13 protein-coding genes are annotated in these 11350 nt (G+C 34.5%); all 13 read left to right on the top strand.

Annotated elements, in window-relative coordinates:
• The first annotated feature begins 38 nt into the window (after positions 1-38).
• The 13 genes from QSV08_RS15870 (at position 39) to atpG (ending at position 11338) form a co-directional block, all read left to right on the top strand.
• On the top strand, positions 39-758 hold the full coding sequence (locus tag QSV08_RS15870) for an ABC transporter ATP-binding protein (RefSeq protein WP_324024695.1): 720 nt from the start codon (positions 39-41) through the stop codon (positions 756-758).
• A gap of 433 nt (positions 759-1191) precedes the next feature.
• Entirely contained in the window at positions 1192-3702 is a 2511-nt protein-coding gene (locus QSV08_RS15865) for a tetratricopeptide repeat protein (RefSeq protein ID WP_416382064.1), read from the top strand.
• Between the two features lie 3 nt (positions 3703-3705).
• On the top strand, positions 3706-4119 hold the full coding sequence (locus QSV08_RS15860; RefSeq protein ID WP_324024693.1) for a bactofilin family protein: 414 nt from the start codon (positions 3706-3708) through the stop codon (positions 4117-4119).
• Positions 4097-4324 carry an AtpZ/AtpI family protein gene (locus QSV08_RS15855; RefSeq protein WP_036150997.1) on the top strand — a complete coding sequence of 76 codons (228 nt, stop codon included), beginning with the start codon at positions 4097-4099 and terminating at the stop codon, positions 4322-4324. The genes QSV08_RS15860 and QSV08_RS15855 overlap by 23 nt, the downstream gene beginning before the upstream one ends.
• A 3-nt stretch (positions 4325-4327) precedes the next feature.
• Complete coding sequence (locus QSV08_RS20850) at positions 4328-4720, top strand: DUF6168 family protein (protein WP_416382016.1); 393 nt, start codon at positions 4328-4330, stop codon at positions 4718-4720.
• Between the two features lie 90 nt (positions 4721-4810).
• Positions 4811-5989, top strand: a complete 1179-nt coding sequence (atpB, locus tag QSV08_RS15850) for a F0F1 ATP synthase subunit A (protein WP_416382015.1) — start codon at positions 4811-4813, stop codon at positions 5987-5989.
• A gap of 38 nt (positions 5990-6027) precedes the next feature.
• Positions 6028-6222 (top strand): ATP synthase F0 subunit C, encoded by a 195-nt coding sequence (gene atpE / locus QSV08_RS15845; protein ID WP_027065438.1) that lies wholly within the window; start codon positions 6028-6030, stop codon positions 6220-6222.
• Between the two features lie 89 nt (positions 6223-6311).
• Entirely contained in the window at positions 6312-6812 is a 501-nt protein-coding gene (locus QSV08_RS15840) for a F0F1 ATP synthase subunit B (protein WP_073241516.1), read from the top strand.
• Positions 6813-6820: 8 nt separating this feature from the next.
• Positions 6821-7360: an ATP synthase F1 subunit delta gene (atpH, locus tag QSV08_RS15835; RefSeq protein ID WP_324024692.1), complete on the top strand. Its 540-nt coding sequence runs from the start codon at positions 6821-6823 to the stop codon at positions 7358-7360.
• 1 nt (position 7361) lies between these two features.
• A complete protein-coding gene (locus QSV08_RS15830) occupies positions 7362-8171 on the top strand; it encodes a hypothetical protein (RefSeq protein ID WP_324024691.1) in 810 nt (269 codons plus the stop codon).
• Positions 8172-8201: 30 nt separating this feature from the next.
• Complete coding sequence (gene atpA / locus QSV08_RS15825; RefSeq protein ID WP_324024690.1) at positions 8202-9782, top strand: F0F1 ATP synthase subunit alpha; 1581 nt, start codon at positions 8202-8204, stop codon at positions 9780-9782.
• A 45-nt stretch (positions 9783-9827) separates the two neighbouring features.
• A complete protein-coding gene (locus tag QSV08_RS15820; protein WP_324024689.1) occupies positions 9828-10385 on the top strand; it encodes a hypothetical protein in 558 nt (185 codons plus the stop codon).
• Between the two features lie 89 nt (positions 10386-10474).
• On the top strand, positions 10475-11338 hold the full coding sequence (atpG, locus tag QSV08_RS15815; protein WP_324024688.1) for an ATP synthase F1 subunit gamma: 864 nt from the start codon (positions 10475-10477) through the stop codon (positions 11336-11338).
• The last annotated feature ends 12 nt before the right edge of the window (positions 11339-11350 follow it).

Raw genomic sequence — 11350 nt, 5'->3', positions numbered from 1 at the left:
CATTTCATTTCATCTTAAAAAATTAGAACAATAAGATTATGATTACAATAGAAAATTTATCAAAGAAATACGGTTCACAACAAGTACTTAATATTGAATCTTTAAATATACCAACGGGGCAAAGCTTCGGATTAGTTGGTAACAACGGTGCAGGTAAAACTACACTTTTTAGTTTGTTGCTAGATTTGATTCAGCCAAGTACTGGTCATATCATTAATAATGATGTTCAAGTAAACACCAGCGAAGATTGGAAACCGTTTACATCATCGTTTATAGATGAAACATTTTTGATTGGGTACTTGACTCCCGAAGAGTATTTTTACTTTATAGGTGACCTACGTGGTCAAAATAAAGCCGATGTAGATGCATTATTGGCACAGTATCAAGATTTCTTTCACGGCGAAATTTTAGGGCAAAAGAAGTATTTGAGAGATTTATCTAAAGGAAATCAGAAAAAGGCTGGTATTGTAGCTTCTTTTATAGGAAACCCTAAAGTGGTTATATTAGATGAGCCTTTTGCAAATTTGGATCCGACGACTCAAATCCGCTTAAAGCAAATCATTAAAGAATTGGCAGAACAGAAAGACGTAACGGTATTAGTATCTAGTCACGATTTAATTCATGTAACCGAAGTTTGCGAACGTATTGTGGTATTGAACAAAGGTGAGGTGGTTAAAGACATAGAAACATCTACTGAAACATTGAAAGAACTAGAGGTCTTTTTTGGTGCAGAGAGTGCTAATGTGGTTGTGGAATAAATTCAGGGGTTTATATCGATTCGAGCTCAGTGGAGAACTACATGTGCTTGAAAAGTCAAAGATTTCTCATTATTGCTCGATCAGACGAACTACACTTTATACAAATAGCAATAAAATTCATAAAACCGACCTAGTGGTCGGTTTTTCATTTCTATATTTTATCTGGAGAATAATAAAATCCGTTGAAAATATATTTGATCAGATTATCTGCAGTTATTATATAAATTCTTGGTCATTATAATTCAAAACAAACTACCTAGTCGGTAAAAATTGGTTGTAGTAGTCTATAAATGTTACGAATGCTTAAAAATAAATATGCTGTTTACCGATGAACGGTATAATAATCTGGTTGTTTTTAAGTTAAACATACATACGTAGATCAACTATTTTGAATCTTAGAAACAAACTTATTTTATCGGGTCTTTTATCGAGTATGCTTTTTAATGCATGTTCTGTTAAGAAAGACAAGTTCGTAAACCGTAACTGGCATGCGCTCAATACCAAATACAATACCTTGTATAATGGTAATATTGCTTTTGAACTAGGTCGAGAAACTTTGAACGATACCTATCAAGACGATTATTTTGAAGTCTTACCTGTAGAACGTTTAGAGGTTAGCGGCGAAATTAAATTGGATTCAGAAGACAACAATCCTAATTTTCTTATTGCTGAAGAAAAAGCTACTAAGGCAATTCAACGCCATAGTATGGATATTAAAGATGAAGAGCGAAACCCACAAATAGATGAAGCTTTTCTTCTTTTGGGTAAAGCAAGGTATTTCGATGAGCGTTATATTCCTGCATTAGAATCTTTCAATTATGTACTAAACAAATATTCTGAAAGCGATAAGCTAAACGAAGCTAGTATTTGGAGAGAGAAAGTAAACATCAGATTAGAAAATGATGATCTAGCCATTAAGAACTTAAAACGCTTAATGAAGTATGAGCGTTTAAAAGAACAAGAATATGCCGATGCAAGAGCAATGATGGCGCAAGCGTTTATTAATCTTAATGCACCAGATACGGCAGTTCAAAATCTTAAAATAGCATCGCATTACACTACAAAAAATCCTGAGAAAGGAAGATACTACTATATAATAGGTCAGTTGTATAATCAATTGGGCTTTAAAGACAGTGCTAATTACGCATTTGACAAGGTGATCGAATTAAATAGAAAGTCGCCGCGTGTATACATGATCAATGCTGAAATTGAAAAATTAAAGAATACCGAGGTTACTGCTGAAAATAAAGAAGAGGTACTGGAGTATTTGACCAAATTAGAACTGAATAGAGAGAATAGATCATATTTAGATGGTATATATAGACAATTGGCAGAGTTTCATTTAAAGCAAGAGTCTGATAGTTTGGCATTGGTTTATTTCAATAAGTCTTTACGTGCTTCGCAAAACAAGCCAAAATTGAATGCGCTTAATTATGAGAATTTAGCGGAATATAATTTTGATGAAAGTGTTTATAAACCGGCTGGTGCATATTACGATAGTGTATTGACCAACCTTAATGAAAACACCAAGAAATTTCGTTCTATTAAAAAGAAGCGCGACAATTTAGAAGATGTTATTAAATACGAAGACATTGTTCAATATTCTGATAGCGTAATTACAATATATCAAATGCCTAAAGAAGAGCAATTGGCTTATTTCGGAAAGCATATTGAAGAATTACAGAAGGCAAAAGAAGCTGCACAGAAAAAAGAGAAAGAAAGAATCACCGATGGTTTTGCTGCATTTAGTAATAGTAAAGGTGGTAAAGAGAATAAGGGTAAATTCTATTTCTATAATATTACCAGTTTAGGCTACGGTCAAAATGATTTTAAGAATCGTTGGGGCAATAGAGAATTAACAGATGACTGGCGTTGGTCAGACAAATCGGTAATCAATACCGAAAATGTTGCTTTACAAGATGTAACAAGTGCTAACGATAGTTTAAGTGTGGTAAGTGAAGATGAGAAGTTCTCATTAGACTATTACATGGATCGTTTACCTACAGATGTTGCTGTTATTGATAGCTTAAAGACAGAGCGTAATTTCGCCAACTATCAATTAGGATTGATATATAAAGAGAAGTTCAACGAAAACCTTCTGGCAGCTGGTAAATTGGAAGATGTATTAGCATCTAATGCAGAAGAACGATTGATTCTTCCTTCAAAATATAATTTATATAAAATTTACGAAGAAGTTGATAGTCCGTTGAAAGAGACTATGAAGGCAGATATTATTGCCAACCATGCCGATTCGAGATATGCTGAGATTTTATTAAATCCGCAAGCGGTACTAGCAGATAGTTCTGATAGTCCAGAGAAGCGCTATGAGAGTCTTTTTAAACAGTATAAAGAACAACAGTATTTACAAGTAATTACTGGGGCAGAGCAAAACATCAATAGATTCACCGGCGACCCAATTGTTCCGAAATTTGAGATGTTGAAGGCTAATGCAATTGGTAGACTTCAAGGTTTTGAACCTTTTAAAGAAGCATTGAATTATGTGGCGCTGACGTATCCTAATAATCCAGAAGGTAAAAAGGCTGAGCAAATGATAGCAGAGCAGCTTCCGAAGTTAGAGCCAAAAGAGTTTTCTCCTGAGACAGACTCAAAAGGAACATCAAACTGGAAAGTAGTTTTTCCGTTTAAAAGAAGTAATACAGAACAAGCACTAAAGTTAATAGAATTGTTAGAGCAATCTATCATAGACCTTAGATATAAAAATATAGTTTCTAGAGATATTTACAATCTAGAAAACCAATTTGTAGTGGTGCACGGATTTAAATCTAAAGATTTTGCCCTTGGGTATGCCGAGCTACTAAAAAACAATAAGGATTACCTCGTTGCTGATGAGAATTTTGTAGTTTTATCGGAGAACTATAAGATTATACAAGTACACAAGAATATAATCGATTATAGAAATACGCTTTTAACCCCAAAACCGTGAACAATGTTTTCAGACAGACAAAAACCTAGAGTTATGAATGAAGTAGGAGGTCAACCTAACAGAATAGAGAAGAATACCAAGATTAAAGGAGATATTATATCTGAAGCAGATTTTCGTATAGACGGTAAGCTAGATGGTAATGTAAAAACTTCAGGTAAAGTTGTTATCGGTAAAGATGGCTACATTCATGGTAAAGTAGAATGTGTAAATGCAGATATAGAAGGTAGCTTTAATGGTGAACTTTTGGTGTCTGACCTGTTATCTTTAAAATCTTCTGCAGTAATAGAAGGTACAGTATCGGTAAATAAATTGGCTGTTGAGCCAGGTGCTACGTTTAACGCCTCATGTACAATGGGTGGCGGTAAAGGTGCTGCAGGTTTAAAATCTTCTAATAATGGAGCCGCAAAAGCCTCGTAATGACAATTCTGAACTTTTAAGAAATGCCGCAAGCTTATCTGGTGTTGCCATACAAATGGGTGTCACTATATTCTTGGGTAATCTTTTAGGGGAGTGGTTAGATCAAAAATTTGAAAAAACGTTTTTAGAAGACACATTTACTTTACTTGCTGTATTTTTGTCGATCTATTTAGTCATAAAAAAAGTTATGGCGTTAAATAAATAAACGTTGCTAAAAAATATCATTTTATATATAGTCGTGTTCACTGTTGTGGGCGCGACTTCTTATTTTCTACAAGATTTGGTGCTATCGACTGCACCAACTTATTTTGGTCCGCTTTTGATCAAGGCATATACTTTTCACTTCCTGTTTTCCTTAACATTGGTCGTCATATTCTTAATTGCTTCAAAAAACAATTCATTTTTTGAACAATTAGGTTTTATGTATATGGGTGTACTGGTTTTTAAGATTATGGTTTTCGCGATATTGTTTTATCCATACTTGTTAGATGAACTGATTATGCCTCAAATATATAGGGGTGCGCTGCTTATACCGGTGCTAATTTTTTTGTTTCTAGAAGTGTTTTTTATTTCGAAAATTATGCGCAAAAAAAGACTCTAAATTTTAAAGCTTTAAAATTGGGTAGATTATGCAATAATTAACTACTTTTGCGCAAAATTTCTAGGAGCTAAATTTTTTGATAAAGAACTAATGATGCAAGTTTCAAATACGATTAAAACCTTATTACAACTTCTAATACTTTGTTTTTCATTGCAAAGTTTCGCTATATCTGATACCGAACCAGAAGGAACAGTGAGTACTAAGGAACAGGTAGATGAGTATATTTTACACCACCTTAAAGATTCTCACGATTTTCATTTGTTTTCATATTCTAATGATGCAGGCGAAAGAAAGCACATTGGTTTTCCGCTGCCTGTAATTCTTTGGTCGAACAATGGATTGGCAACTTTTATGTCATCAGAATTTCATCATGACGATAATGGGCAGGTTGTAGTTGAAAGAAATGGCTCTAAATTTGTTAAACTTCACAGTAAAATATACGAATTAGATAATGGCGCAACATCAGTTAGTTTTGATGAGGAGCACCATGCAACTAACGCTCATAAAGCATTAGATTTCTCTATTACCAAAAGTGTTGTTGGGGTGTTATTAGTAGGTCTATTAATGTTATTGGCCTTTTCATCACTGGCGAAACAATACGGAAAGAAAAAAATACCTACCGGTTTTGGTAGAGTGTTAGAGCCATTAGTACTTTATGTAAGAGATGAGATCGCAAGACCTAATATTGGTGAAAAGCATTATAGAAAATTTACAGGATACCTTTTAACAGTATTCTTCTTTATTTGGATACTAAACTTAATGGGACTTACTCCATTCGGATTTAATGTAACGGGTCAAATTGCAGTAACAGCTTGTTTGGCAATATTTACTTTGGTTATCTATACAGTTAGTGGTAATAAAGATTATTGGATGCACATTTTGTGGATGCCAGGTGTACCTGTTTTCGTGAAGCCTATTTTGGCTATTATAGAATTAGCTGGTGCATTTATCATTAAGCCTTTCTCTTTATTAGTACGTTTATTCGCAAACATATCTGCAGGGCATATTGTAGTAATGAGTTTAATTGCTATCATGTTTACACTTAAGAAAAGTTTAGGTGTTGTTGGTGCAACAGGTTTATCTTTGGTTTTATCATTTTTCATCACCCTTATTGAGGTGTTGGTAGCCTTTTTACAGGCATATATTTTTACTGCACTTTCAGCCTTATTTATAGGTATGGCGGTTGCAGAACATGATCACGAGCATGAGCATGATTCGCATGGTCATGAAGTAGCAGATGCTGAAGATGTAAGAGGAGATTTTATTTAACAAGAGTTTTTTTAATTTAATTATATAAATCAATTAGTATGGTAACTTACAATTTAATTGGAGCAGGTTTAATCGTTATCGGAGCAGGTTTAGGTCTTGGTCAAATCGGTGGTAAAGCAATGGAAGGTATTGCTCGTCAACCAGAAGCGGCAGGAAAAATTCAAACAGCGATGATTATTGTTGCAGCACTTTTAGAAGGTTTAGCATTCGGTGCTTTGTTCTTAGGAAAATAAGAACACGAAAACCCAAAGACATTTTCCTGTAACGGTTGGTTACAGGAAATGTTTTTTTAATTATTGATTTAGATTTTAAAGATTAGGATATGGAAGTTTTATTGAACGATTTTTCACCAGGTTTGTTTGTTGTTCAAACAATATTATTATTGGCATTAATTTTCTTAATGGTAAAATTTGCTTGGAAACCAATTTTGAATTCGTTGAACGAAAGAGAAGCTGGTATAGAAGAAGCATTGGCTGCTGCTGATAAAGCACGTACCGATATGCAGAACTTACAAGCTGATAATGAGAAGATGCTTCAAGAAGCACGTGCTGAACGTGAGGGGATGTTGAAAGAAGCGCGTGAAATCAAAGAAAAAATGATTTCTGACTCTAAAGAACAAGCGAAGCTAGAAGGCGATAAAATGTTGAAGCAAGCACAAGCTGCAATCGAAAGTGAGAAAAAAGCTGCTGTTGCTGACATTAAAAGTCAAGTTGCAGAATTGTCTGTAGCTATAGCAGAGAAAGTATTGAAAGAAGATTTATCTAGCAATGACAAGCAATTGAAATTGGTTGATTCAATGTTGAGCGATATAAAACTTAACTAAAAGAAATAATGAGCGAATCTAGAGCTGCATTACGTTACGCAAAGGCAATATTGGATATGGCCAAGGAAAACAAAGCCTTGGATGCTGTTGAGAAAGATATGCGTTCAATCGCCGCTACTATTTCAGGTAGTAAAGAACTTAGAGATGTATTGGCTAGTCCGGTGGTTTCTGGTACTATGAAAAAGAATGCATTACTTGAAATTTTCAAGGGTAGTCATTCTATTACAGAAGGTGCTATTAATATGTTGGTAGACAACAAACGTTTAGGAATGCTAAACGAAGTTGCCTTAAAATACATTATCATCAATGAGCAATTAAAGGGTAAAGATGTAGCGTATGTTACAACTGCTGTTCCTTTAGATGCTGCAATGGAGAAAAAGATATTAAATAAAGTTGCTGCACTTACCGGTAATGAAGTTACCATTGAAAGTAAAGTTGACGAAAGTATCATTGGAGGTTTCATCTTAAGAGTTGGAGATTTACAGTATGATGCTAGCGTAAGCAACAAGCTTAATAATTTAAAAAGAGAATTTTCAAATAGTCTATAATATGAATAGAATAGTTTTTGGACTTGTTTTATTATTTAGCGTAGCTGTTAGTGCTCAAAAGATAGGTGTCAAAAAAGACATTATATTGATTGATAAAGTAGCAATACCTGTTAAGATAGAAACAGAAAACAGAGCTACAAAAACAATGGGTGATTATGATATTTTGTATTCTTTTACAAATACAAACTCATCAGAATTATTTCTTCAAATAAATAGTATTGGTAGAATGTTAGTGCCAAATGGTGCTAAAGAAAGTTGGTTAGAAATATCTAATGCCGATTTGTCAAAAACCAATGCAATTGATATTGATCCTGATTACGGAGTTTCCAAGAAAAAAATCATTAGTTTCTTAATTAATAAGCTTGAGTTTTTTGATTTAGCTGGAAATGTGAATACTGATAAGATTAATGCATTTTTAGAGACTACAACAGAAAGTAAAGCAAAAGCAGTTGTTAATAAAGCTAAAAACCAAGGTAAAGAGTTAGAAGCAAAAGTAGCAGCAATCAACCCTTTTGTACAACAAGATTTAAGTATTACAAAAGGTGGTAGAATGGGAACGGAAGTAATTGGTTCAGTTACTTCACCTAATGAATATCACGAAACAAGATCAACACCAATACAAGTATACGATGTTGATGGTAATTTAATTGCAACGGCTACAACAGATATACAATCACCTGTTATGGTTACATTGCAAAACGGTTCTAGTTTTGATTACAAAGCTAAAAGACAATTAAGCAAGGTTACAAAGCAAGAGTTTTTGACTGAATTGATTGGAGAGTTAATTAAAAAGGGCAATAGTCCTTGGTAAAAAATATTACAGTAATATAATAAGTGAGATATGGCAGGAGTAAAAGCCGCTGAAGTATCAGCAATTTTAAAGAAACAATTATCTGGATTTGATGCTACCGCTACTTTAGACGAAGTAGGTACTGTATTAACTGTAGGTGATGGTATCGCAAGAATCTACGGATTAGCTAATGCTCAATACGGAGAATTAGTTGAGTTCGAAGGCGGACTTGAAGGTATCGTTTTGAACCTTGAAGAAGACAACGTTGGTGTGGTTCTTTTAGGACCTTCTAAATCAGTTGGTGAGGGAGATACGGTAAAACGTACACAACGTATTGCTTCTGTAAAAGTTGGTGAAGGTATTGTTGGTCGTGTAGTGGATACTTTAGGTAACCCTATCGATGGTAAAGGACCTATTGCCGGTGATACTTATGAGATGCCATTAGAGCGTAAAGCTCCAGGGGTAATCTACAGAGAGCCTGTAACTGAGCCAATGCAATCTGGTATTAAAGCAATTGATGCGATGATCCCAGTTGGTAGAGGTCAAAGAGAACTTGTTATTGGTGACCGTCAAACTGGTAAGACTACAGTTTGTATCGATACCATATTGAACCAAAAAGAATTTTATGATGCTGGTGAGCCTGTTTACTGTATCTATGTTGCCATAGGTCAGAAAGCATCTACTGTTGCCGGTATCGCTCAAGTATTGGAAGATAAAGGAGCAATGGCATATACTACTATAGTAGCTGCTAATGCATCTGATCCTGCACCAATGCAGGTTTATGCACCATTTACTGGAGCATCTATCGGAGAATACTTCCGTGATACAGGTCGTCCTGCATTAATTATATATGATGATTTATCTAAACAAGCGGTTGCGTATCGTGAGGTGTCTCTTTTATTAAGAAGACCACCGGGACGTGAGGCTTACCCAGGTGATGTTTTCTACCTACACTCTAGATTATTGGAGCGTGCAGCAAAAGTTATCAATGATGATGATATCGCAAAAGAAATGAACGATTTGCCAGAGGTATTAAAGCCAATGGTAAAAGGTGGTGGTTCTTTAACGGCTTTGCCTATTATTGAAACACAAGCAGGTGATGTTTCTGCTTATATCCCAACAAACGTAATTTCTATTACTGACGGACAGATATTCTTAGAGCAAGATTTATTCAACCAAGGTGTAAGACCAGCAATTAACGTAGGTATTTCTGTATCTCGTGTTGGTGGTAACGCTCAGATTAAATCAATGAAGAAAGTTGCAGGTACATTGAAATTGGATCAAGCACAATTCCGTGAATTGGAAGCGTTTGCTAAATTCGGTTCAGATTTAGATGCAGCTACGTTGAACGTTATTGAAAAAGGACGTAGAAACGTTGAAATATTAAAACAAGCACAGAACGATCCTTTTACTGTTGAAGATCAGGTTGCAATTATCTACGCAGGTTCTAAGAACTTGTTAAGAGATGTTCCGGTAAATAAAATAAAAGAATTTGAACGTGATTACTTAGAGTTTTTGAACGCTAAGCATAGAGGTGTTCTTGATACTTTGAAGGCAGGTAAGTTAACCGATGAGGTTACAGATACATTGACTGCTGTTTGTAAAGAGCTTTCTGCGAAATATAAGAAATAGTAATTAGTTGGAACTTTTAAAAAATAATCTATAAACCATTACAATATGAAAACTGTTTTAAAAAGTATATTTTTTATAAGTCTATTAACGCTAATGTCTTGTGGCAACGGTAAAACAGATTACGCTGAGAATGCTGCTTCTATACAATCTTTAGGAGCTGAATTGCAAAGCGAATTTGGCGATGCCTACTATACTTCTATTAATGTAACATCAAGTGATTTAGGATCGGTAGTAACAGTAACAAATACTGAGGACCCTTCTTCAATGAAAATGGCAGATTGGGCTTACTTTCAAGGTTCATGGAAGCAAAACTCAGATATTACTCTAGAGGTTCCTGAAGGTGCAAAAGCTGAAGATTATATGTTTCAAGTTGGGAAACAAGTAAAGTTTGATGTTCTTGGTAAAATCGTAGATGATGCTAAAGCAAAGCTTAAAGCTGACAAGAAGATTGATGGAAAGGTGCAACTTATTTTAGTAAATGCTCCTAATGATGGTAATTTTGAATCAATGCAGTACTTTTTAACTTTAGAACCTATGTCTGGTGGTACTAGTTTTGATTTTCAATACCAAATGGATGGGACTTTAATTAAATATGATTATTAAAAATAGTTCAGAGTATTGAACACTAAGTAGTACGTACAAAGTGAAGGAGTAATTCATTACTTTGTACTACTTACTAAATACCGAATAAAATGGCAAATTTAAAGGAGATACGTAATAGGATTTCATCGGTTTCTTCAACGATGCAGATTACCAGTGCTATGAAAATGGTATCTGCTGCAAAATTGAAAAAGGCGCAAGATGCTATTACAGCAATGAGACCTTATGCAGATAAATTAACTGAGCTACTACAGAACTTAAGTGCTAGTTTAGAAGGTGATGCTGGTAGTGTTTATGCCGATAATAGAGTTGTGAATAAGGTTTTAATTGTTTCCGTTACTTCTAACAGAGGTCTTTGTGGAGCTTTTAACACTAATATTTTAAAGCAATCGGTTAATCTAGCAGATAATGTTTATGCTGGTAAATCGGTAGATTTTGTTGCTGTTGGTAAAAAAGCAAATGATTTTCTAGGTAAACGTTTTAATGTTATTGAAAATCATAGCGATGTATATGACGATTTAACCTTTGATAATGTTGCTGAAATAGCTGAGCGATTGATGGCCCTTTTTACAGAAGGTGCTTATGATCGTATTGAGGTTGTATATAACAAGTTCAAGAATGCAGCAACTCAAATTGTAATGACCGAGCAATTTTTACCTATTGTTCCATTAGAAGAAGTTGAAGAAACGGCAAGTGCAGATTATACTTTTGAACCTTCGAAATTAGAAATCATTGAAGAATTGATTCCTAAATCTTTAAAGACACAATTGTATAAGGGTATTAGAGATTCATTCGCTAGTGAGCACGGTGCTCGTATGACTGCTATGCACAAAGCAACCGATAACGCAACAGAAATGCGTGATCAATTGAAATTAACATACAACAAAGCAAGACAGGCTTCTATTACTAACGAGATTTTAGAAATCGTTGGTGGTGCAGAAGCATTGAATAGCTAGAACTGCTTTTGT

This window comes from Maribacter sp. BPC-D8, assembly GCF_035207705.1.
In the GTDB taxonomy this organism is placed as follows: domain Bacteria; phylum Bacteroidota; class Bacteroidia; order Flavobacteriales; family Flavobacteriaceae; genus Maribacter.
Note: the sequence above shows the minus strand (reverse complement) of the source record. Positions and strands in the feature narration are given on the sequence as shown.